Origin of the sequence: Paenibacillus sp. 7523-1, assembly GCF_002276415.1 — a bacterium.
Classification (GTDB): Bacteria; Bacillota; Bacilli; order Paenibacillales; family Paenibacillaceae; genus Paenibacillus; species Paenibacillus illinoisensis_A.
This window is the reverse complement of the sequence record NZ_NPBR01000016.1, coordinates 143,874-165,246: the sequence shown is the minus strand read 5'-3', so window position 1 is coordinate 165,246 and position 21,373 is coordinate 143,874. Positions and strand designations below refer to the sequence as shown.

The window sequence follows — 21,373 nt, the reverse complement described above, 5'->3', positions numbered from 1 at the left end:
CTGTATCCTTTATTTCGCTAATTCCCTGTTACTTGAACAACTTATACCAGTATAAAGTGGTTTCAATATTAGGAGTATACGACTGCTTCAGTGAGTCAGCTCCACCTAGTATGAATCCTTGTTTCACATAAAACCGGCATGCATCTAGATTATCATCTTGAGCTTCCAAGGACATTCCGATAAGTTTTCTTTGTTTGGCCCATTCTTCTGCTTTATGTAAGAGCAACTTTCCGACGCCGCTGCCTCTATAATCTTTTTTAGTAGCGATATTTTCAATATAACAGAAACGATTCCAATCCTTAATGATTCTGATTTGTCCTACGCAAGTATTATTCATATAAGCTAAAAACAACGTTTTATCCTCTCGGTTTATATAATGGCTCCAATCAAGTTGGTCATCTGGAAAACGTGTTTCTCTCGTTTCATCATAAAGTTCTTCAGTATAAGACCATCTTCCTGATTGTAAACTGGGGACAACTCTACCATATATCTTAAAAGAATCATTGGTCTTATTGATATCCTTTATTAGGTCATCATTTAATGGAGAAATATTGATTGTATTCTCACTATCCAATATTACACACTCCTTTTAGGATGTTTTGATGTATATAATACCATAAAAAGTAAATTGCTCGTTGTTATAATTCAAAGCAACCAATTTTACGAAAAGACCGTTCAAGAAGCGAAGCCAACCCGTCATTATGACGGGTTGGCTTCTTTTAACAAATGGAAGTGCACGAACATTTCCTGTAAGCAAGCAACAGCACCCGAATTGCAATACACCACTGACCATCCACTTATCAAGAAAGATGAAAAAAACCAAAATTTAAACTTAACTTAAACTGGGTCCGTACTTCACCTTTAACCTGGAGGGTTATGATCGTTTCCAAGGTGATCATCAATAACAAATGGAGGAATGAAAAAAGCATTTTTGATGACGAAAAAAATATGGAGGGGAGACAAGTATGAAGTGAGTGTCAATAAGAAAAGTAAGATTCTAACCATCTTCAAGAGAATGCTTGTGTTCATGTTGTCCGTTGTACTCATCTGGATTTGCTTTCATCACATCATGAAGCTGGTAGAAAGAGATAAATACCCGGCATTAGGAAAGTATATCCAAGTAGAGGATAGACGGATGCATGTCTACACGAAAGGGAACGGACCAAACACCATTGTGTTATTAAACGGCCTGGGAACAGCTTCGCCTGTGCTGGATTTTGAGCCTTTAATTAATGAAATGTCCACCCATAACAAAGTTGTTGTGATAGAGCCATTCGGATATGGCTGGAGTGATATGACCGATGAGAAAAGAACGGTGGAACACATCGTTGGGGAACTGAGAAGTGCACTGCAGCAACTGAATATCCCAGGGCCATATGTATTAATGCCGCATTCTGTTTCCGGAATTTATAGCATGTACTATGCTCATGAATATCCTGAAGAGGTTAAGGCGGTTGTAGGCATAGACGCAACACTGCCAGCAGCTCTAGAATACTTCAATGAAACTCCTCCATCCATGCCAGGTTATATGAGATATGTGGCACCCGCTGGATTAGCCAGGCTCGCCATCTCCCTGGATGCTCGTAATTATCTTCCCCTTGCGAGTGAGGGTACTTATTCGGACAAGAATCTAGCAATGACCAAAGCCATTACAGCATGGAAAGGTTACAACAAAAATGTCGTTCAAGAGACCAATGAATTGGGTAATAATGTGAAAAAAACAGCTCATATGTCATTTCCATCAGATATGCCTGTGTTGTTTTTTAGCAGAGAAGATGACAGGGTGAGGGGGGATCGTAAATCTTTATTTACTTTTTTACAAACCCAACTTACGGATCATCCTGCGAGTACAATCATCTCTTTGCAAGGCCATCATTACCTTCATTGGACCCACTCCAAGGAGATGAGCGAAGCTGTCTTGAAATTCATGAATGATATTGAGGGAAGGGAATAAGGAAGCTCAACAAGAAATTTTAAAAAGGCAGCCGATCCATGATCGACTGCTTTTGTTCATTTAACAGGTGATAGGGGACAACTCATTGAAGATTTACTTCTTGGCCTTTGTACAAGTTCTCCTTTACAATTAGGGCACACATAATTCATTTCCACAGTACACTCATGGCAAAAAGTACATTCATGCGTACAAATATAAGCTAAAGAATCCGTATGGAGCCTGCTTTCGCATGTTTCACAGGTATTTCTCATTTCTAAAGACAAGGTAAAGACCTCCTGTTTTTTATTTTATTGAAACGTTCTAATGATCTAATTTTAATAAATACGTTGCTCCCCTTACATAATGAACTGATTGTAATTTTATAGAATGACTTTCTTTTTAATTGAAAAAATAGCGTTTCACTTAAAATTCTTAATGAGGAGTTATAACCATGGATGAGATTGATCGAGACATACTATTACACTTGCAGGAAAATGCCCGGTGTTCCTTTACGGAATTAGGGAAAAAAGTAGGGTTATCCACCCCTGCAGTGAACGAGAGAGTTAAGAAGCTTGAAGAGAAAGGGATTATCGCTGGCTATAAAGCAATCATTAATCCGGATAAAATAGACAAACCTATCACAGCATTTATCCTCTATAACAATACAAAGTGTGAACAGTTCACAGCGTTTTGCAAAGATCATACAGGTGTGATCGAATGTCATCGGCTGGCTGGATCGTACAACTATTTAATCAAGGTTTTGACGGATTCAGTTCAATCTCTAGAGAGCTTTATAGATGCTTCAATGTCATTTGGACAGCCATCGACCTTGATTAGACTTTCTTCACCTGTAGAGAGTAAAGCCATCAACTAAAAGCAATGGAGTAAACCGTTCATGGTATGGTATTCCCTCGCCTTTTCATAGGAATGTTTGGGGGATGACGTCTGCTTGTCTTCTCCGTTATAATATTCGTCATACTAGAGTTCGATATGGAATGATGGGGGAATAGAGATGAAGCTGGAACGTGTGCAGATTGAATATGCGCGTCTTGAGGATTTGCCGAGAATTGTGGAGATTTATAATTCCACAATTGAGAGCCGAATGGTGACAGCAGACCTGGAGCCTGTTACGGTTGAGCAGCGCGTGCCTTGGTTTGAGGAGCATTCACCGGACCGTCGTCCACTCTGGGTGATGAGACTTGAAGGACAAGTTGTGGCCTGGGCCAGTCTGAGTTCATTTTACGGACGGCCGGCATACAACGGTACAGTGGAAGTGAGTGTGTACGTTGACGAGCGATGCCGGGGTATCGGGGCTGGTGGACGTTTGTTAAATACGATTTTTGCTGCTTGTCCTGCGCTGGGAATTACAACGATTCTGGGCTTTGTATTTGGACATAATGAACCAAGTCTTGGTTTGCTGCGCAAGCATGGCTTTGAGCAATGGGGCTACTATCCGGAAGTGGCAGTACTGGACGGTGTGAACCGGGATTTGGCGATTTTGGGCAAAAAAATAATGTGAATGATCTGCTGTCAGGCCATGAGCCATGAATTTAATTCATAATGACTACTTTGAACCCAAAAAACCTCCAAAGCACGATGATGTGCTTTGGAGGTTTTTTTACGTATTTATTGCAGATACGGAGAGCTCTTAAAATCCGAGCTGCTGCTTGATATCCTTGATCTGCCCGAGATGGCGTTCTTCATGATAGCTTGCAAAATCAACCCACTGGGCAAGGTCCATCTCTCCAAATACAGGATGAGGGAAAGACTTGCTGCGCAGCAGGGAGGAGTCATTGTTTTGGGCGAAATCAGTCAATGCCTGATGGGATTGTTCCAGATCTCGGCGAACGTCAGCAAGGGATTCCGGCTCTACGGGTGGCTGCAAATGGGGGGGAGCATCAACGGAACGGCTGCGGTCCAGTGAAAGTTCGTAAGGTTTTTTATCCACAGTCATATTTTGTTCCTTCTGCAGAGCAAGCTCAGCTTGCTTCACGATGATGCGCTCCATTAGGTTCAAGTGACGTAGTACCTGCATAACACTCCATTGCTCCGGTGCAGGTTTCCGGTTCAATTGTTCTTCGTCCAGCTCTGAGACGGTCAGCCAGATTTGGTGCCGAATATCGTCATTGCGAGTTAACATGTTGCAATCCTCTCCTTATACATGGGTTCTAGATGTCAATTTGTGTGGGTCCAGTACTGAAATGCGGATGCTTGATCTATAGCATAGAGGATCGAAGCGGGAAATGCGAATGGTGCCGAATTGATGTTGTTATGTGTAGTGATATAAACAAAAATAAAGCCGTCTGCGAAAAACGACTTCTCATCCAAATAAACGGACTCCAAAAAAAGATTGACGAGCAGACCACGGCAAACTATAATCGGTAACAAGTAACTTGATATGTAAGGAGTCCTGACATGATATGTTAGTGATCGACGAGGTGTATCACCATACAGCATTGCAAATATCATCGTCCGATTTATTGTACCTTATCGAGCAGTTGAAGGTCAAAAAAGAAAATGAGATTGGAACCCTCAAACATAAAATTGAACAATTTGAACAAAAGAAGCGTGCGGAGGAAGTCGCCTATCAATCCATGTCGACCGTACGAAAGTGGTTCGCAGGCCGTCCTGCGTCCCATCATCAGGCCGTGGAATATATGGTGCAGGTGAAGGAGCGCTTTCGCAAGATGGAACAGATCCGCCGTCATATTCGTGAACTGGATCGGATTATGGAGCAAATCGAGCACCCTCACATCAAGGAGAAAGGCGAGATTGAGCTTCCGCCCGATATGATCCGCGAGATCAGACAGCTTAGTGAAACGGAGGATGTACAAGCATGACTTTGGAGACGTTAAGCTCCGGGATCGATACGGTCTGGGTAGTACTGAGTGCGGCCATGATTTTATTGATGGAGGGTGGATTTGCCCTCCTGGAGGCCGGGTTTGTCCGTTATAAAAATAGTGTGAACATTATTATGAAGGTTTTTGCCGACATTACGATAGGCACATTACTGTTTTATGCTGTTGGATTCGGATTGATGTACGGTTCTGATGCCGGAGGTTTTGTTGGAGTTACGGGATTCTTCCTGAATGGCGATCTGTCTCATATCGACGTGCCTGTATCGCTTGAAACGTTCTGGCTGTTCCAGGCCGCATTCACCATCGCTGTTATTTCAATCGTATCAGGTGCGGTAGCAGAACGGATCAACTTCCGGGCCTATCTCCTGTATATCATTTTGATGACGGCTATAATATACCCGGTTGGCGGTCACTGGGCATGGGGCGGTGGTTGGCTCAGCGAGCTGGGCATGCAGGATTTTGCCGGATCGGCTGTCATTCATGCCCTGGGCGGATTCTCGGCCTTGGCTGCAGCGATCATTATTGGTCCGCGCAAAGGCAAATACACGCCTCATGGCGTGAGTGCAATTGCTCTTCCCAGCAATCTTCCGCTTGCTTCCGTAGGCGCATTTCTGCTGTGGTTTGGCTGGTTCGGCTTCAACGCAGGGAGCACGCTGAGCGCCACGGATCCAAGAATCGGTCATATAGCGATTGTCACCATGCTATCAGCTGCCTCGGGTGGAGCGGTTACGATGTTATACACGCTGTTCCGCTTCAAACGTTCAGATGCTCCGTCGGTCATTAATGGATCTCTTGCCGGTCTGGTGGGGATTACGGCAGGCTGTGCATTTGTAGGTGATGCAGCAGCGATCTTTATTGGTGCAGTATCCGGCCTGCTCATGATGGCAGCAACCAATTGGCTTGAACGTCGCCGGATTGATGATCCGGTTGGTGCTTTTCCTGTCCATGCGGCATCCGGGATGTGGGGTACGATTGCTGTAGGGCTGTTCGCAACAGACGGCGGGTTATTCATGGGCGGTGGATGGAAGCTGCTCGGTGTCCAGGCACTGGGACTCGCGGCGCTTGTCATTTGGGGCTTTGTCATGACCTGGTTCGGTCTGAAGCTCATTGGCAAAATGGTACCTGTTCGTTCCACGGAAGAAGAGGAAGATCTGGGACTGGATATTAGCTACCATGGCGTGATGGCTGCGCATCAGGCTCATGAGTTTCTCGATGGAGAAGAGCACATTCGGGCTTTACAGCGTGATTCGTCCGAGCAGATTCGTTAACAAGGTTATATATGTAAGGAGACCTGTAGATCGTTCTGCGGGTCTCTTTTTTTAACTTTAAGCAGGGAAAGAACTCATGCCGGAAGAATATACAGGTGTGAACGTGAATATGTCTCACCATAGATGTATTGGCTGAAGGAGAGGATCTGAATGATTAAACCCGAACAATGTGAACGTCTGACTAGAAAAGCTCGCAAAACGCTGGAGGAGTACGGATTGGGCACTGCCGCTGATCTATTGGTATCTTCAAGTCGCTGGGGAATCCGGCTGGATGTATCGACACTCGATGAATATCGCCGAACGGGCAATTCACGTGTGGGCGGCAATCCGGACCTCCCTGAGCATATCCAGTGGCCGCTGACACAGGATGGTGTGCCGATGACTTTTCTTGCCCAGCTGAATCTTGTGGACTTGCTTCCATATACCCCGAATGATGGACGCGTGAGCTTGCCTGAACGGGGAATGCTCTACTTTTTTATTGGAGTCGATGAGCCCGCCTACAATATTGAACATCATGTGATCTATGAGCCGGATTCGCATAACTTGACTAGGCGTGAGCCTGAAGGCGTTACCGCGCTGGAGACCGAATTTGCTGCATATGCCGTTACGGTACTGCCTAATTTGGAGTTTCCTACATATGCTTATGTTGATGCCCAGGCGCTGAATGCACTATCCGTACAGCAGACGGGCGAGAATGAAGTGGCAGACCCGGAAGGGGGGCTGTATGAGCGGTATCTTGAATTCGAATCGGACTGGAATCATCCGAGTACCCAGAATTGGGGCGGAATGTTCGGTTACCCTGACGGCCAGCACCCGGATGCAGAGCATCAAGCCCTGTTACAGATCGTACTTGGTGAAGAATACGAGTATGACGAAGAGAAATGCGAGAACAAGCTGACCGCCCATTATGGCGGAGATCCGGAACGCACACTGCAGGAACTGGAGGATACCTTACTGCTTCTTAAGATAGATACCCATGACGGCATTGGTTTCCAGTGGTGGGATTGCGGAGAACTGCAATTTTTCATTCGTAAATCGGATCTGTTTGCCGGAAGATTCGACCAAACGTATTGTTCGTTATATTCAAGCTAAGATCCGGATTAAATGTATAGAAGCAACAAAAATGTCCCTGTTTCCGTCCATATGATGGAAGAGGGATTTTTTTGTTCATTTTTTTGTTCAGTGAATGTTGGTTTTGGTGCACAACCTGTTTATTTATATAGGGGGTATGGTCTGGGTTGAAACGGGATCATATGTTCTGTATAATGGGATAAAAAGGAAGTGGTTCGGGTGATAGAATCCGTATTCAAACATATTGATGTGGCAGTCACATCGTTGATTGACATCTGTGATCAGCTGTCCGAAGAGGACTTGGCTTTAACTCCGATTGAGGGGAAGCGCTCGGTTGGTGAACTGCTGTCTCATCTGTCGTTGATCTGCCGTGCAGATGTGTACATATCCGAAGGTGCAACGGAAGAAGAGATGACGATGTTCTACGAGATGAATCATCCCCGTACGCTGAGTGAGGTCAAGCAGTCCCTGGCGGAGAATCGGATGTATCTGTATCAGCGGTACAGGCAGTTTAACACAGAGGAACTGTTGAAGGTAACAGACTCTTATTGGGGGGCTTCATACAGCCGTTTGGAATGGCTGCTCGAAATGATGGGGCATATATATCATCACAGAGGGCAGTTGTACACGATGCTGACTCTGGAGGGGATCGAGCCTGGCGTAGTATTGTTTGCATAGTGAACTACATAGTACATTTTGGTATTTCCCGAATCGTGTCTATCTACTCCATACATAGAATCGTGCAATTGATTGCAGGCAACGCACACTGGAGCAACAAGCTGATCATACGCTTCAATGATTTAGGAGGAGGAATGGGACAGAAAATGATGTATGATGCGTTAAAAGAAAAGCTACGAAATATTCTTAAGCTGCAACAGGCGATGGAGCTTCAGCCAATAATGGAAGGTTATTCTTCTGATCTGAAGTTCAAGGTTAAAATCCCGGGTCGAGGGGATTTTTTGCTGCGCACATTTGACTTGTCTCAAGAACCCTTGAAAAGAAATGAATATCAATGTATGGCGGGCATGCAGGAGTTGGGGGTTCGCTGTCCGTTTCCGGTTAGCATGGGGCGACTTGATGAAGAAAATGGCTATATGCTGCTTAGCTACATAGAGGGTGAAGACGCATCGAAGGTGCTCCCACAGATGAACCAACAGAGCCAGTGGGCTATAGGTGTGCAAGCAGGTGCTGAGCTGCGGAAAATTCACCAATTCAAGCTAGAGGATCAAGCAGAATCGTGGTACATACGTAAGAGCAAGAAGCATAAGCGTTATGCGGAGAAGTATAGACAATGTTCTGTCAAAATGGAACATGATCAGCATGTTCTGGCATTTATCGAGGAGAATCTGGACTGGATGAAACATCGGCCCGATGGGTTCCAGCATGATGACTTTCATCCGGGCAACCTTGTAATCAAGGACGATAGGCTCGCAGGTGTTATCGATTTTAACTGTTTTGACCAGGGTGATCCGGTTCATGAATTTCTGAAGCTGGGCTTGTTTGCATCCGAGACGAGCATTCCCTATTCCATTGGACAGATCCAGGGTTACTTGGGCGGGAATGAGCCTGACGAGCAGTTCTGGAGATTGTATTCCTTATACACAGCAATGGCGCTTGTATCTTCTGTCGTATGGATCCAGCAGGTGAAACCGGAAGAGACAAATGACATGATGGACAAGATTGAGCGTGTCCGGGAAGATCATGATGATTTTCGCAGATTCGTTCCCCAGTGGTATAATTTGAAGAATCAATGATTCATGGAATCGAAAGGAATAATGCCGTGGCACAGCCAGCTACAATTCTGCTTGTGGATGACGAGCAGGAAATTATTAAATTGATGGAGATTTATTTTGGCAATGAAGGTTACAGGGTTTTGACGGCAAGTGACGGACTGGAAGCACTGGAAAAACTGAAGAAAGAACAGATCGATCTGATTATTCTGGATGTCATGATGCCGAATATGGACGGACTCGAAGCGTGCATGAAGATCAGGGAAGAGCAGAAGATGCCCATCATCATGCTGTCCGCCAAGAGTATGGATATCGACAAGATAACGGGACTAAGCATTGGTGCGGACGATTATGTGACCAAGCCGTTTAATCCCCTCGAACTTGTTGCCAGGGCCAAATCCCAGCTTCGCAGGTACTATACGTTCAATGAAGGACGGGAACACAAGGAGCATGAATGGGTCATCGATGATTTGGTCATCAATACCGATACACATGAGGTCTGGGTAGACGAGCAGCCTGTTCGTCTGACTCCGCGGGAATTCGCCGTCCTGGAGCTGCTCGCACGTCATCAAGGCTCTGTATTAAGCATGGAGCAAATTTACAGACAGGTATGGAAAGAAGAATTTATGGAATCCAATAATACGGTGATGGTACATATCCGGAAGATTCGCGAGAAAATTGAAGTCGACAGTAAACATCCGAAGTTTATTCAAACCGTGTGGGGCGTCGGCTACAAAATGATTAAACCGTAACACGAATGCTCGATTATATCGCAACGTTGCATGGCAGTTGAAGCACATGAGCAGGGAGTCTTGTATATGAATTCAAAATTAATTAATACGGTCCGGTGGAAGTTTATCTATGCCTTTCTACTGAGCGGAATTTTGACGGCAGCTATTCTGTATGGCGGCAGCAAGGTTGTGCAATCCATTCTGGCAGCCCAGGTCTATCACGATTACTCCATTCCGGCCAGAGGAATCCGGTGGCTGATTAACCATATTGGTTCTGTTCCGCTGATGATTATGATCGGCGTGCTAGCTTTTGTGCTGTTCTTTTTCCTGTTCACGAGCAGGGTGATGCTGGTTCTGGATGAAATTACGGACGGTATTCAGGAGGTAGCCAAAGGGGAGCTGTCACACCGGATCGAGGTGAAGACATCGGATGAATTCGGCGTGGTTGCTGCCAGCATCAATCAAATGGCCGAGCAATTGCAGCAATCGCTGCAGGAAGAGCGAAGTGCGGTAACTGCCAAAAATGACCTGATCACGGGTATTTCTCATGATCTCCGAACGCCGCTGACCTCCATTCTTGGTTTCCTGGAGTACATCGAGAAGGATCGGTATCAGGACGAGATTGAAATGCGTTATTATGTCAGCATTGCATATGAGAAATCCTTAACCTTAAGGAAATTGATTGATGATTTATTCGAGTATACACGTGTTAGCGGTGGAAGCCTTCCCTTGTCTCTGACACCGCTTAATCTGAATCCGTTCCTGATGCAGCTGGCTGAGGAGTTTGCTCCCATGCTGGAAGAGGCAGGCATGACGTACAAGATCACTGGCGGTCAGGAGCCGCTCTGGATTATGGCAGCTCCTGGAGAGCTTGTCCGAGCCTACGAGAACTTGTTCAGCAATGCAATCCGGTATGGAGCACAAGGGAAAGTGGTTGAAATTGCATTATCCCTTGATGAGGGAGAAGCAGTGGTCCGTATCAGTAATTATGGAGAATCTATCCCTGCTCAGGATCTGCCTCATTTATTTGAAAGGTTCTACCGGGTCGACAAATCCCGCTCGCGCGAAACAGGAGGCACGGGGCTTGGCCTCGCTATTGCCAAATCCATGATTGAGCTGCATCATGGCCGTATCGCCGCATTCAGTGAAAATGGCAGAACGGATTTTGTGACCCGCTTCCCGCTGGCACCTGCCTTTATTCATCATGATTCAGAGGAACAGTGAAGGTAACAGAAGCGGCATATATTAAGAAAATGATAAGAAGTTAACCACTTCCTTATTAAGAAGTATTCGGTAAGCTTAACCTCAATCCACAAGGATCTACTTAAATGGAGGAGGAGACCGGATATGAGAGGTTCATTACGTACAGTCAGATTAAGATACATATACATCTGTGGAGCAAGTGCGCTGCTTAGCGCCATGCTCCTGTTTGTCGTTTATCGCATGACACGTTTCGCTTATCATCACCTCTTTTCTGAGACAACTGTGGTGACTCGTATGGTCAACTGGGGAATCAACCATGTCGGAACAAGGCCCTTCTTGATATTCATCGGAGGAGCCTTATTTGCTCTGTTCTTTTGGATTCGATCCCAGAAAATTTCAGACGATATGAATCGGATTACCATGGGAACACAGGAGATGGCGGCGGGGCAGATCCCCGCCCCGATTGAGGTGTTGAATCGAGGAGAGCTCCGGCAGATCGCAGCCAACCTGAATGAGATCGCGCTTGGCATGCATAAGGGACAGTTGAATGGACGTGAAGGTTTCGCTTCACTGACTGAACATACTCCGGGTTTCGATAATCATGCTGATGAGAAGATGAAAAGAGATGAAGTGCAGCGAGGTTCGGTGCAATCCGATTTGCCTATCAAACTGACGCTGTATGGAGTTCGATCTGCTCTGGAGGAAATCATGAAAGGACACTGCCGGGACCAAGCTGAGATAGAGCATTGGGCAAGAATGGCCTATGAACAGACATTACTGTTACAGCATGCACTTGAGTCCGTTCACCTGGATGCGAGTAAACATGCCTTCCCTGAAGAACAGGAAGGCAAGGAGCAGGGATATTGAGAAGTAAATTAAAGAAGGCCATATATCCTATTTTTGATGCAGCAGTAGTCGTTGTTGTTTTGTTACTGATGGGTTGTCTCTATATGGCTCTATACGGTGAGGCTATGGTGCGTAATCATCCGGAGGCCATAGCCAAAGCCTCTTCGACCGTTATTACTGACTCGACTGGAGCCGAAATTGCCAGATTCCGTACGCAGTCGAGCGGGTTTGCAGAATATACGGATCTCGAAGACATGCCGGAGCTGTTAATACAGGCATTTCTGGTTACGGAAGACCGCCGCTTTTATCAGCATGAAGGGATCGATTATATCGGTATAGGCCGGGCTGTTGTGCAGGATATCGCACACATGGATTGGAGTCAGGGAGGCAGCTCCATTACGCAGCAGTTGGCCAGAAATCTGTACTTGAGTGGAGAGAAAACGCTGGTGCGGAAAGTGAACGAAATGTCGATAGCTATTTCACTGGAGAAGAGATTTAACAAGGATGAACTGCTGGAGATGTATCTGAATCATATTTATATGGGGCGCCAGCAGTATGGAGTGAAAGCCGCCGCGCGGCGTTACTTCGGCCATGAAAACCTGCGTCAGCTTGAGCTATGGCAGATCGCTACGCTGGCGGGTATTCCCAAGGGGCCTTCCATCTATAATCCGGTGGATGATGATGAGCGATCCAAGCACAGGCGTTCCGTCATCCTTACTCTCATGTACGAACAGGGGCTGATTACCCGAGAACAAATGGAGGAAGCGCGCCGAGTGGACTATACGCCGCCTGAAGCAGCATCTGTGTCAGCTGCAGTAGATCAACCTATGCCGGATTATATATCTGCTGTGGATACAGTGATGCAGGAAGCTGCTTGTCTCACGGGCAAACGAGAAGCGGATATTCAATCCGCAGGATGGACCATTCACACCGGACTCGACAGCCAGGCGCAGCTTGCCATGGAGGAAGCATTCCGTGACCCCTCAAGGTTTAGCGATGATCGGGAAGATGAACAGGTACAGGCGAGTATGGTTATAGTTGATCAGCATAATGGTGAAGTGAAAGCAATGATGGGTGGACGAAATCCAGTGACGGGTGGCATGAACCGGGCAATCACCGACGCAAGGCAGCCTGGTTCGGCATTTAAGCCGATTATTGCGTATGGTCCAGCTCTGGAATCGGGTCATTTTAGACCGGAGAGCATGCTGCCTGACAAACGCACATCGTATGGCAGTTATCGACCAAGCAATCTGGGAGGACAGTATAGAGGTTCTGTCACGATGTCATTTGCACTCCAGAAATCCATTAATGCACCAGCGGTATGGCTTCTGAATCAGACGGGGCTGAAGCAGGCACATGAGTTTGCTAGCCGACTGGGGATTGAACTGGATCAGGAAGATTTCAACCTCTCCATTGCGCTGGGAGGTGTACATAAAGGCGTATCGCCGCTGAAAATGGCCCAGGCCTATTCCGTGTTTGCCAATGATGGCAGATTCAATACAGCACATCTAATTCGAGAGATTAGGGACACGAATGGACGAATCATTTACGCGTATCGACCCGAGAACAAGCAGGTGATCACGTCCACTACGGCTAATACAATGACCATGATGCTGCAAAATGTGGTTAGCCAGGGAACCGGCAGCCGGGCTCAGCTGAGCCGGTATAAGGTGGCGGGGAAAACGGGAACGACACAGGCCGCCGTACCTGGGATCGGCAGGGAGGGTAATCGGGATCTATGGTTTGTCGGGTACACGAGCAAGTGGACTGCAGCTGTCTGGATGGGATTTGACTACACCGATGCAGAACATTACATGCGTTCGGGGAGTGGTGCGGCAGCAGATTTGTTTGCATCAGTAATGAACCGTGCAGATCGGTAGAGTTGAAATGGATCCAACCTGTTGTCTTATATTTCCTGATTTACAACACAAAATATGGATCATGAGGTATAATGTACGTTTTAACGATTTGGAGGGAGGATGAGATGGGAGATCAAGAACGTAACATTGATGTTGACACAAGATCATTATTTTCTGAACCCGGGACAAGAGTGGAGCTGCCTGGAATATCCGGATTGGGCGGTTGGCTTATTTTAATTCAGATTAGCTTAATTGCTTCGCTGCTGCTACTTGTTGTGGATCTGTCCCAGGTTTCTGTTATCATGAATCCGGCCGATCGGGGAATGTTCAGTGAAGCGGATCTGGACCTGTACTATCGTGTCATGAACCCGTTATTATGGTACGGAGCGATAAGTAACGTCATTCTTCTGATCATCGTTATTGTGAATTTGGTCCTGTTGTATATGAAAAAAAGGCAGTTTCCGCGCATGATGATCGTGCTGTACTTGGCTAACGTGCTGGCTGCCATCGGGACATGGATCATGATTGGTCAGACTGAGATTCCAGGAGCGCTGAACGCGTTCGATACAACTCCCACACGGAATTTAACCATAAGATCGATACTAACATGCTGTATCTTCATTCCATATTTTCTGAAGTCGGTCCGGGTGAAAAACACATTCATAAAGTAATCCATTCTTACCAAGCCATCATTCAAAAATAATATTGTTAAAAGGCCCGTTATGATCAGGTTGAATCCTGACGAAACGGGTCTTTTCTATGACTGTCTGTTGTATAAGTCGACATGTAATTTCAGAACCGATTATGACTTGGCTCTTAGCGCGCCAGGCAGCCGGCGTATCGTCTGGTTGAGAACTTCAGAGAGGACAAGCCCTACAGCGATGGCTCCCGATAACATTAGTGCTTTGGCAGCCATCTCGATAGCCGCACTATAGTCATTCTGTACAAAGCTGCGCATGGCGTTATACGCGAGACCACCAGGGACGAGTGGAATGATACCCGCGACGCTGAAGATAATGACCGGCGCCCGGAACAGACGGGAGAACATTTGGCTGATCACACCAACTGCGATGGTAGCTGCAAGTGTTGCAGGAACGGCATCTGCTGCATATTCCAGCACAACATAGATAATCCAGCCGATCATGCCGACGAAGCCACCATGTAGCAGCATGCGGCGTGGTGCATTGAATATGATGCCAAACGCAGCTGAAGCGACAAAGCTGGTCAGGGCTTGTTCTATAAAATGAAGCATAACCTGCATACCTCCGTCTTACGTAAAAAGTGAAAATACAACCGCAATGCCTGTACCAATGGCAAACGCCGTCAGGAACGCCTCAGCTCCCTTAGATAACCCGGACACCAGATGTCCAGCCATCAGATCACGCACAGCATTGGTTATCAGGAGTCCGGGTACGAGTGGCATGACCGATCCAATAATGATTTTGTCGCGTTCATGTCCAGCTCCGATAGCAACAAGTAAGAAGGCGAGCAAGCCGATAACAAAAGAAGCGCTCAGCTCTGCGAAAAACTTGACCAGCACCAGCCGGTGGAAAACGATAACTGCGGCATAACCGATGCCTCCGCAGATCACAGCAGGCAGGAAGTCATCCCAGCCTCCGCCGAACATGATGGTAAAACAACCGCTCGAAAGTGCTGCGGCAAGCAGTTTGACCCGTGCAGAATAAGAAGAGGGTTTACCTTCAATCTGCAGCAGCAGATCATGGGCTTCCTGAACGGAGAGTTCCCCTTGGCCAATTCGGCGGGAGACAGCGTTCACTTCGGAAACCTTATCCAGATCTGTGGTACGCTCGGAGATGCGAATCAGCTTGGCTGGTTCGGTAGCATCCACCGAGAAAAAGATACCTGTCGGTACAACATAGCTATGTGAATGAGGGAGTCCCAGGGCGGCAGCCATCCGTTTCATCGTATCTTCCACACGGTAGGTTTCACCCCCGCTTTGCAGCATGATTTTGCCTGCCAACAAGCAGATGGCTATCACGCGGGACTGTTCAGTCGTATTCTTTTCCGCAATGACCTTCTCGGTCTGGACCGTGGGAAGGGGATCAAGAGAGTTGTATTCCAAGCGGGATCATGCTCCGTTTCTTATGAGATAAGGCCTGGGGCCGACACCATTGTATCATATTTCACACGTGAACACGGAAACATACCGCACGAGAGGAAAAGTCATGAACACATATTTAAAACAACCGCTCAATCGTTTGCAACAGCACCGAAAAGGCTTCGTTCCTAATCCCCGAAGGTTACAGGAGCGAAGCCTTTTGAATGTTGCGTTATTACACATTGTATGGACTACATTAACAGGGTAATAACCAGCAGCTCATACAGCACGAGTGGCAGGATGGTTGGTCCAAACAGTGCGCGCGGCTCCGGATATCCATGCATTGGTGTAACCTGAAGATACAGAATTCCTCGATCTGCACTGATGATGACGCCTTCCCATACCTGACCATCGATATTTTGGACCTGTACTTTCTGGCCCACATACTGCCGGGCTGTATGATGAAGCATATTCCGCACACTTTGCACGGATTGGAGCATCGGTTGATTGGCTTGGTAGACGACGCGTGCGGATGGTGTGGATGTGGATTCAGACATGGTGCACAACCCTTCCTCGAAATAAGTTCTTACTTCAAGGTATGCATCCGCCTACAAAAGGTGATTACACAAATGACATCTCAAGTGCCGCGCGTCCATCCTGAACATCGACATGGCCCAGTGCTCCATTCACAAAAGTAATCTGCGGGGGAATATGACCGAGGTCCACATCGTAAAGTACAGGCACATTCAGATCCCCCAATGCCGAGGACAGAGCATCGGTGAAGTTGAAATCTCCGGTATCCGAATAACCCGCTGGTCTGCCGAACAAAAAGCCCTTTACGCCCGCAAACCAGCCGGCCTGTCTCATCTGCCACAGATGGCGATAAATATCCCCTGCGTTCATCTCGCAGCTCTCCAAATACCACACGGTGCCTTCATCTGCGCAATACTGGTCCAGATACGATGCAACCGGAGCGTAAGGAGTGCCGATTAGGCAGGTGATCGTATCCATACAGCCGCCCAAGAGTCGTCCCGAGAACGTAATAGAGGTGTTCGAATCATCAGGTTGACCGAGAAGTTTCCAGCGAGAAGGGGTGTCCAGATTGAAACCGGGTGCCTCCCGTATCCAGGCCGATTGATAATGAGTGGAGGAAGATTGCGTAATTTGTCCTCCCTGACCCGTCTGCAATACATCAATCCAGCGGTCAGTCACCGGATCGAGCTTGTTCGATCTGAGGTCCACATAGTTGGTGCCATGTGCCGTAGCCGTTCCCGTGAGCAGGGTATAGGCGAATAAAAAGGTGCTGATATCCGAGTAGCCCAAAACCCATTTCGGCGGTAATGTCCGTAGAGCTTCCCAATCCAGCAAGGGCAGGATATCCATCAGAAACTCTCCGCCCCACGGTGGAATGATGGTCTTGATCGCTGGATCATGGAAAAAGGTGTTTAACTCTTCTGCACGGTTTTCTTTGGATGAGCTTACACACTTGATATTTTGCCGCAGCCAGCGACTCTCCTGAACGTGAAAACCAAGTCGCTCCATATTGCGTTTGCTCTCATTCAGATAATGATGCAGGGATTCATCCACACCACTTGAAGGCGCGGCTACGCCAATGGTGTCTCCTGAAGCAAGCGGCTGGGGGTAACGGATGGAATGGGTATTCATTGTGTAAGCCTCCGTTTCTGTTGATCATTGTTTTTTGCTAGATGATTTCCATTATATAAGTTATCCCTATTTATTCCAGACGTTATTTTAGAATTAGTTATCCAAAGGAATTTCGAGAGAGAACGGCGCTTTGATTTTCATTGGATAAGTGCTCAGCTTCATTTGTAGATGGCCTTTTATTTTTGCTCCGTTTTCTACAGTAGAGTGGACAGTTGTAATCCCTGAAGAATCTCCATCTCCAGAGCGGTAACTTGAGGTTGGCACATTGTAAGTCTTGCCAGCTTCGTCCTTAATCTCGGTAAAGCCCAAAGCAAATCCGCCCTCCATGTCTGGTACAGAGAACATTAGAATCCGGTCTTTTCCAGCAATCTGGCTTCCCATAAACTTCATAGTTGGAGGACCTCCTGTAATAGTCCCAGACTCCAATTCAAGGGAGAGATCCAGTTCATCCTTATCCAGACCAGAAAGACCTGACCCTTGCAAAGTAAGCTTTCTCGGAATGGAGAAATACATGCTCTCAAAGTAAATGGAACGTTCGTCATCGCCACCCATTGTTGTGTCTGTTCTCCATGCACGTCCTTGCTCATCAACCAGTTGAAGATCACTGAGCCCGAACACCTTCTTCGTATTCCTTGGATCGAATGCCACATCAAGCACGAGACGAGTAGGGTAAAGCGTAGCTTGTTTGACATCAATACGCTGCCCATCTACCGTTAATGTTTGATTCACCGGCAGAACTCTCTTCATGCCTTTGGTTAAATTTTTGTCCACAGGTAAGGTGACCTTCCATTCTCCAGGGTTCGCTTTACCTCTGGTTTTGAACACCACACTCAGCTCGTCGGGAGGGGTGGCCTCGTTGGTAAAGACAACATCAATCATATTTTCGTAAACATTCTCATCAGAAGTCTCTCTCGGTGAAGCGTAGCTAAACCCAACAGGAAGATGGTTACCATTCTCATCCAGCAAGTCGATATCATACTCACCCTTCTCCGGATCTTTCATGCCTTTCATCGTATAAAAAATAACCATGCGTGACTCGTCCGTTATTATGCCGTCAATGGTCACGGAAGCGCCGTCATGCTCGTCGGTAATCCCGACCTTCTGCAGCAGGGATTGATCAATCGCCATCTGCAGCCCTTTATCCTGGCGAATCATGCTGACGATGCCTTCCATGCCAGGCCATTGCTCCACGAAGGAGGCAAAGGCGGGGGAGACCCGGATGCATCCGGTAAACAGCAGGATGATGGCCGCTGCGGAGATCGAGCTCATGTACCAGCGTACCCGCGATTTGCGCCTGCGTGCAGCCTGTCGTACTCCGGTCTGTACGGACTGATGTACAGCCGCATCCGGAACGATGATTGCATCATATTCTGTTTTACGTCCATGCAGACGTTGTTCCAACTCCTCAAACTGCTTCTGTTCATCGGTCATGATCATACATCTCCTTTCATTTCTAGCTGAGCACGAAGCTGTCCAAGTGTCCGGTGAAGTCGGGATTTGACCGTACCAACCGGAATGTCGAGGATCTCTGCGGTTTCGGTCAGGGAGAATCCTTCGAAATAACTCAGGATAATAATCTGCTTGCAATCCGGGTCCAATGCAGATACTGCTGCGGAGAGATCCGGGTCTTCGGGCCGGTCCCAGCTGCTCGGTTCGTGCATCTTCTTGACGGGGCTGTAACGGTTCTTCCGTTTGCGTTCGTCTGCACAGTAATTGAGCAGGATACGAATGAGCCAGGTGCCGAAGTATGAAGGCTCTTTTAGTTTTTTTAGTTTGCGGTATGCTCGGTATGTAGACTCCTGTATCGCTTCCAGGGCATCACCCTCGTTGTGCAGGTAAGCGTAAGCGATCCGATACAAGCGGCTCTGATGCATTGCCATTAAGGCAGCAAAAGCTTCAGCATCCCCTTTTTGTGCGGCAACAGTAAGCTCTGTAGGGGTCACATGGCGCCTCCTTTCATGGCTTTGTTTCGTATTAGACCGTGTGAAGGGCCAATCGGTTCTTGCTTTTAGAAAAATATGTAGATTATTGCTCAAATTCTCGTTCAGTACCTTGAATCAGATTGCAAACAACCGTCAGGCTGTCTCTTGTAGTTCAACAAGAGTCCTGACGGTTATTCAAGTTTGGTTTCACTTTGCCTGTGATGGATTACTATTTCGTTGCATCTGCTTCTCGCAGATAGGAGGCTGTGGAAGGGTTGCCGCGTTCAGTTGCAATGTCCAGTGCAGTTTGACCTGCTGCATTCAGAGCATTCGGGTCCGCACCATGCTGTAGCAGCAGTTGGATCAGTTCAGCCTGATTCGTATGAAATGCTGCAGAATGGAGGGCGTTCTGTCCATCGCTGTCAAGGATGCTGCAAGATGCTCCGTGTTCCAGCAACAGACGGATGACCTCAGAAGAACGCTCTCCTGCAAGCGCCGCATGCAGCGCCGTATTGGAAGGAATGAATGAGATCCTGGAATGAGAAATGGCATTTACATCTGCTCCATGATCCAGGAGAATATGAACTGCATCTGCTTGTCCATAATGCGAGGCATATCCCAGTGGGGTAAGCCCATCTCCGTTCTCGGTATTGGCCAGCTCAGGGAAGGCTGCAAGAACCGATTGCAGGTTCGTTACATCTCCATGTTGTGCTGCCTGAAATAAAGCGTGAATTGCTTCGGATTGATTCAACCGAATGACCTCCTTCTTTTGGATCACTCACTTCAATTGGCTATTCGTGAGATAGTTCAATTATAGGGAACACTCCCTAGAGGTTCTTCTTGATAATCACCTTTTTGCCCGAAGTTGGGAGGGAGATGTGTGAAATCTTTTGGAAAATAGAGTACTGAACGAGCCAAGGCTCTCAAACCCAACTTCATAACACACTTCGGTGACTGGTTTATCTGTATCCAGCAGAAGCCGCTTGGCTGCCTGAAGTCTGAGCTCAGTCAGATACTGATGAGGCGTGATGCCGAACAGCTTCTTGTAATTTCGGAGAAAATGATTAACAGATAAATGCGCAATGGATGCCGTCTCCGTCAATGTTATGGGCCGATTGTAGTAGGCGCATATGTATTCATGACCAATATATATTCTGCGATATAATTCTTCTCGAGTAGAAGGCTTGGCCATATCAAGTCCGTCAATCTCAATCCGAACTTCACGATGTGAATCCAGCATATGAATGGCAAGCTGATGAAGTTGTTCTTCAAGTCCCCAGCCATTAAGCGTACCCATAATGTATGATGATCGGAATTGACTCAGGGCTGTACCAAGCCTATTAACCATAGGATATGTACGCTCTATCCATTCAATTGAGCCAGAATAAGAAGCGGCATGGGGTTCATTCAGCAGCTGCTGGTCAGTGCTCAGAGCATTACGGCGGATATCTTCCATAAAGCCAGGAGGAAAAAAGACACAGAATGATTCGACGGGTACAGGCGAATTAATATGCAGACTGTATTCCTGTCCCTCGTTAAGAAGCAAGTAACGTTCGTCGTCGACCGAGAAGTGCCCGTGCCCTGCTTCATAGAGTGTTTTTCCGTAACGGAACGTTTTTAGCGACAGAGATCCACTGCCTTCCCAGTCGAATTGGGGCCTGGATTCATGCAAAATAAATGGAGAGAGAGAAGACTGGGCTTCAGGGGTCTTAGGCATAAGATGAGACCTCCATTCTAATCCATATAAAGTCGCTTAGCTGCCTCTAGACCAGGTACGGCAAAACAGGCGAGTGGGGAAGGCAGGTCATGGAGCGGGAACCAGCCGATCTCACCAATTGCACCGCCTTCTTCCAGGTTTCGGGCGATGCCGCGGATATTCCGAGCCGAGTAGAGGACGGATATCCAGTGTTCTTCTCGTTCCGGACGAATGGTCTCAGCGGTGCAGAGCAATTGATCGATGGTAATATCTAGATCCACTTCTTCCTTGATCTCCCGAATGACCGCCGTTTCCAGTGATTCGTAAGGGTCGACTTTGCCTCCAGGAATGCTCCACGTGTACTGCTCCGGCTGACGATTCCGCCATACGAGAAGCACCTCATTGCGTTCGTTCAGGATCACGGCTCCGACACCAATACGAGGTTGATCGGAGGCAGCTGCGACCGGCATAGTGGATGCCGAGTACTCGGATTTCAGCTTCGGCGACGTGGATTGGAACGACAGCGGAAGTC

25 protein-coding genes are annotated in these 21,373 nt (G+C 47.3%); 13 read left to right on the top strand and 12 right to left on the bottom strand.

Features of this window, described 5'->3' with window-relative positions:
- Positions 1–28 precede the first annotated feature (28 nt).
- The gene (locus tag CHH60_RS18435) at positions 29–574 is read right to left on the bottom strand and encodes a GNAT family N-acetyltransferase (protein WP_095360514.1); all 546 of its coding nucleotides are present in this window, start codon (positions 572–574) and stop codon (positions 29–31) included.
- A 441-nt stretch (positions 575–1,015) separates the two neighbouring features.
- On the opposite strand from CHH60_RS18435, the gene CHH60_RS18430 reads away from it, so the two are divergent.
- Positions 1,016–1,954 (top strand): alpha/beta fold hydrolase, encoded by a 939-nt coding sequence (locus tag CHH60_RS18430; protein WP_095360545.1) that lies wholly within the window; start codon positions 1,016–1,018, stop codon positions 1,952–1,954.
- A 56-nt stretch (positions 1,955–2,010) separates the two neighbouring features.
- Here the strand turns inward: CHH60_RS18430 and CHH60_RS18425 are convergent, their stop codons facing one another.
- On the bottom strand, positions 2,011–2,217 hold the full coding sequence (locus tag CHH60_RS18425; RefSeq protein WP_095360513.1) for a DUF1272 domain-containing protein: 207 nt from the start codon (positions 2,215–2,217) through the stop codon (positions 2,011–2,013).
- 167 nt (positions 2,218–2,384) lie between these two features.
- On the opposite strand from CHH60_RS18425, the gene CHH60_RS18420 reads away from it, so the two are divergent.
- A complete protein-coding gene (locus tag CHH60_RS18420; protein ID WP_095360512.1) occupies positions 2,385–2,807 on the top strand; it encodes an Lrp/AsnC family transcriptional regulator in 423 nt (140 codons plus the stop codon).
- 138 nt (positions 2,808–2,945) lie between these two features.
- Entirely contained in the window at positions 2,946–3,452 is a 507-nt protein-coding gene (locus CHH60_RS18415) for a GNAT family N-acetyltransferase (protein WP_095360511.1), read from the top strand.
- A gap of 129 nt (positions 3,453–3,581) precedes the next feature.
- Here the strand turns inward: CHH60_RS18415 and CHH60_RS18410 are convergent, their stop codons facing one another.
- Entirely contained in the window at positions 3,582–4,073 is a 492-nt protein-coding gene (locus CHH60_RS18410) for a DinB family protein (RefSeq protein ID WP_095360510.1), read from the bottom strand.
- A gap of 280 nt (positions 4,074–4,353) precedes the next feature.
- On the opposite strand from CHH60_RS18410, the gene CHH60_RS18405 reads away from it, so the two are divergent.
- The 10 genes from CHH60_RS18405 (at position 4,354) to CHH60_RS18360 (ending at position 14,170) form a co-directional block, all read left to right on the top strand.
- Positions 4,354–4,773 carry a hypothetical protein gene (locus CHH60_RS18405; RefSeq protein ID WP_095289285.1) on the top strand — a complete coding sequence of 140 codons (420 nt, stop codon included), beginning with the start codon at positions 4,354–4,356 and terminating at the stop codon, positions 4,771–4,773.
- Positions 4,770–6,059 (top strand): ammonium transporter, encoded by a 1,290-nt coding sequence (locus CHH60_RS18400; RefSeq protein ID WP_095360509.1) that lies wholly within the window; start codon positions 4,770–4,772, stop codon positions 6,057–6,059. Before CHH60_RS18405 ends, CHH60_RS18400 begins: the two co-directional genes overlap by 4 nt.
- A 150-nt stretch (positions 6,060–6,209) precedes the next feature.
- A complete protein-coding gene (locus CHH60_RS18395) occupies positions 6,210–7,151 on the top strand; it encodes a YwqG family protein (RefSeq protein WP_095360508.1) in 942 nt (313 codons plus the stop codon).
- Positions 7,152–7,349: 198 nt separating this feature from the next.
- Positions 7,350–7,808, top strand: a complete 459-nt coding sequence (locus tag CHH60_RS18390) for a DinB family protein (protein WP_095360507.1) — start codon at positions 7,350–7,352, stop codon at positions 7,806–7,808.
- 134 nt (positions 7,809–7,942) lie between these two features.
- Complete coding sequence (locus tag CHH60_RS18385) at positions 7,943–8,884, top strand: aminoglycoside phosphotransferase family protein (RefSeq protein ID WP_176476116.1); 942 nt, start codon at positions 7,943–7,945, stop codon at positions 8,882–8,884.
- Positions 8,881–9,612 (top strand): response regulator transcription factor, encoded by a 732-nt coding sequence (locus CHH60_RS18380; protein WP_176476115.1) that lies wholly within the window; start codon positions 8,881–8,883, stop codon positions 9,610–9,612. Before CHH60_RS18385 ends, CHH60_RS18380 begins: the two co-directional genes overlap by 4 nt.
- 66 nt (positions 9,613–9,678) lie before the next feature.
- Complete coding sequence (locus tag CHH60_RS18375; RefSeq protein ID WP_095360505.1) at positions 9,679–10,815, top strand: sensor histidine kinase; 1,137 nt, start codon at positions 9,679–9,681, stop codon at positions 10,813–10,815.
- A gap of 123 nt (positions 10,816–10,938) precedes the next feature.
- Positions 10,939–11,661, top strand: a complete 723-nt coding sequence (locus tag CHH60_RS18370) for a HAMP domain-containing protein (RefSeq protein ID WP_095360504.1) — start codon at positions 10,939–10,941, stop codon at positions 11,659–11,661.
- Positions 11,658–13,520 (top strand): transglycosylase domain-containing protein, encoded by a 1,863-nt coding sequence (locus tag CHH60_RS18365; RefSeq protein ID WP_255247989.1) that lies wholly within the window; start codon positions 11,658–11,660, stop codon positions 13,518–13,520. Before CHH60_RS18370 ends, CHH60_RS18365 begins: the two co-directional genes overlap by 4 nt.
- 104 nt (positions 13,521–13,624) lie before the next feature.
- The gene (locus CHH60_RS18360) at positions 13,625–14,170 is read left to right on the top strand and encodes a DUF2569 domain-containing protein (RefSeq protein ID WP_176476114.1); all 546 of its coding nucleotides are present in this window, start codon (positions 13,625–13,627) and stop codon (positions 14,168–14,170) included.
- 131 nt (positions 14,171–14,301) lie between these two features.
- On the opposite strand, the gene CHH60_RS18355 is transcribed toward CHH60_RS18360, so the two are convergent.
- The 9 genes from CHH60_RS18355 to CHH60_RS18315 form a co-directional block, all read right to left on the bottom strand.
- Positions 14,302–14,751 carry a threonine/serine exporter family protein gene (locus CHH60_RS18355; protein WP_095360501.1) on the bottom strand — a complete coding sequence of 150 codons (450 nt, stop codon included), beginning with the start codon at positions 14,749–14,751 and terminating at the stop codon, positions 14,302–14,304.
- Between the two features lie 18 nt (positions 14,752–14,769).
- On the bottom strand, positions 14,770–15,531 hold the full coding sequence (locus CHH60_RS18350; RefSeq protein WP_095360543.1) for a threonine/serine exporter family protein: 762 nt from the start codon (positions 15,529–15,531) through the stop codon (positions 14,770–14,772).
- A 278-nt stretch (positions 15,532–15,809) separates the two neighbouring features.
- A complete protein-coding gene (locus tag CHH60_RS18345; protein ID WP_095289295.1) occupies positions 15,810–16,115 on the bottom strand; it encodes a hypothetical protein in 306 nt (101 codons plus the stop codon).
- Between the two features lie 64 nt (positions 16,116–16,179).
- The gene (locus CHH60_RS18340; protein WP_095360500.1) at positions 16,180–17,223 is read right to left on the bottom strand and encodes a S66 family peptidase; all 1,044 of its coding nucleotides are present in this window, start codon (positions 17,221–17,223) and stop codon (positions 16,180–16,182) included.
- Between the two features lie 93 nt (positions 17,224–17,316).
- Positions 17,317–18,654 carry a DUF4179 domain-containing protein gene (locus CHH60_RS18335; protein WP_176476113.1) on the bottom strand — a complete coding sequence of 446 codons (1,338 nt, stop codon included), beginning with the start codon at positions 18,652–18,654 and terminating at the stop codon, positions 17,317–17,319.
- 2 nt (positions 18,655–18,656) lie between these two features.
- A complete protein-coding gene (locus tag CHH60_RS18330) occupies positions 18,657–19,166 on the bottom strand; it encodes a sigma-70 family RNA polymerase sigma factor (RefSeq protein WP_095360498.1) in 510 nt (169 codons plus the stop codon).
- Between the two features lie 208 nt (positions 19,167–19,374).
- Positions 19,375–19,896, bottom strand: a complete 522-nt coding sequence (locus tag CHH60_RS18325) for an ankyrin repeat domain-containing protein (protein WP_095360497.1) — start codon at positions 19,894–19,896, stop codon at positions 19,375–19,377.
- Between the two features lie 96 nt (positions 19,897–19,992).
- A complete protein-coding gene (locus tag CHH60_RS18320; RefSeq protein WP_095360496.1) occupies positions 19,993–20,862 on the bottom strand; it encodes a helix-turn-helix transcriptional regulator in 870 nt (289 codons plus the stop codon).
- 17 nt (positions 20,863–20,879) lie between these two features.
- Positions 20,880–21,311 (bottom strand): NUDIX domain-containing protein, encoded by a 432-nt coding sequence (locus tag CHH60_RS18315; RefSeq protein ID WP_095360542.1) that lies wholly within the window; start codon positions 21,309–21,311, stop codon positions 20,880–20,882.
- Between the last annotated feature and the right edge of the window lie 62 nt (positions 21,312–21,373).

Bases quoted from the DNA above. Each gene is read 5' to 3' on its own strand.
- CHH60_RS18345 (WP_095289295.1), bottom strand. From the start codon at position 16,115: ATGTCTGAATCCACATCCACACCATCCGCACGCGTCGTCTACCAAGCC.
- CHH60_RS18395 (WP_095360508.1), top strand. From the start codon at position 6,210: ATGATTAAACCCGAACAATGTGAACGTCTGACTAGAAAAGCTCGCAAA.
- CHH60_RS18400 (WP_095360509.1), top strand. From the start codon at position 4,770: ATGACTTTGGAGACGTTAAGCTCCGGGATCGATACGGTCTGGGTAGTA.
- CHH60_RS18360 (WP_176476114.1), top strand. From the start codon at position 13,625: ATGGGAGATCAAGAACGTAACATTGATGTTGACACAAGATCATTATTT.
- CHH60_RS18340 (WP_095360500.1), bottom strand. From the start codon at position 17,223: ATGAATACCCATTCCATCCGTTACCCCCAGCCGCTTGCTTCAGGAGAC.
- CHH60_RS18430 (WP_095360545.1), top strand. From the start codon at position 1,016: ATGCTTGTGTTCATGTTGTCCGTTGTACTCATCTGGATTTGCTTTCAT.
- CHH60_RS18335 (WP_176476113.1), bottom strand. From the start codon at position 18,654: ATGACCGATGAACAGAAGCAGTTTGAGGAGTTGGAACAACGTCTGCAT.
- CHH60_RS18385 (WP_176476116.1), top strand. From the start codon at position 7,943: ATGGGACAGAAAATGATGTATGATGCGTTAAAAGAAAAGCTACGAAAT.
- CHH60_RS18380 (WP_176476115.1), top strand. From the start codon at position 8,881: ATGATTCATGGAATCGAAAGGAATAATGCCGTGGCACAGCCAGCTACA.
- CHH60_RS18315 (WP_095360542.1), bottom strand. From the start codon at position 21,311: ATGCCGGTCGCAGCTGCCTCCGATCAACCTCGTATTGGTGTCGGAGCC.
- CHH60_RS18355 (WP_095360501.1), bottom strand. From the start codon at position 14,751: ATGCTTCATTTTATAGAACAAGCCCTGACCAGCTTTGTCGCTTCAGCT.
- CHH60_RS18420 (WP_095360512.1), top strand. From the start codon at position 2,385: ATGGATGAGATTGATCGAGACATACTATTACACTTGCAGGAAAATGCC.
- CHH60_RS18320 (WP_095360496.1), bottom strand. From the start codon at position 20,862: ATGCCTAAGACCCCTGAAGCCCAGTCTTCTCTCTCTCCATTTATTTTG.
- CHH60_RS18415 (WP_095360511.1), top strand. From the start codon at position 2,946: ATGAAGCTGGAACGTGTGCAGATTGAATATGCGCGTCTTGAGGATTTG.
- CHH60_RS18370 (WP_095360504.1), top strand. From the start codon at position 10,939: ATGAGAGGTTCATTACGTACAGTCAGATTAAGATACATATACATCTGT.
- CHH60_RS18405 (WP_095289285.1), top strand. From the start codon at position 4,354: ATGTTAGTGATCGACGAGGTGTATCACCATACAGCATTGCAAATATCA.
- CHH60_RS18410 (WP_095360510.1), bottom strand. From the start codon at position 4,073: ATGTTAACTCGCAATGACGATATTCGGCACCAAATCTGGCTGACCGTC.
- CHH60_RS18375 (WP_095360505.1), top strand. From the start codon at position 9,679: ATGAATTCAAAATTAATTAATACGGTCCGGTGGAAGTTTATCTATGCC.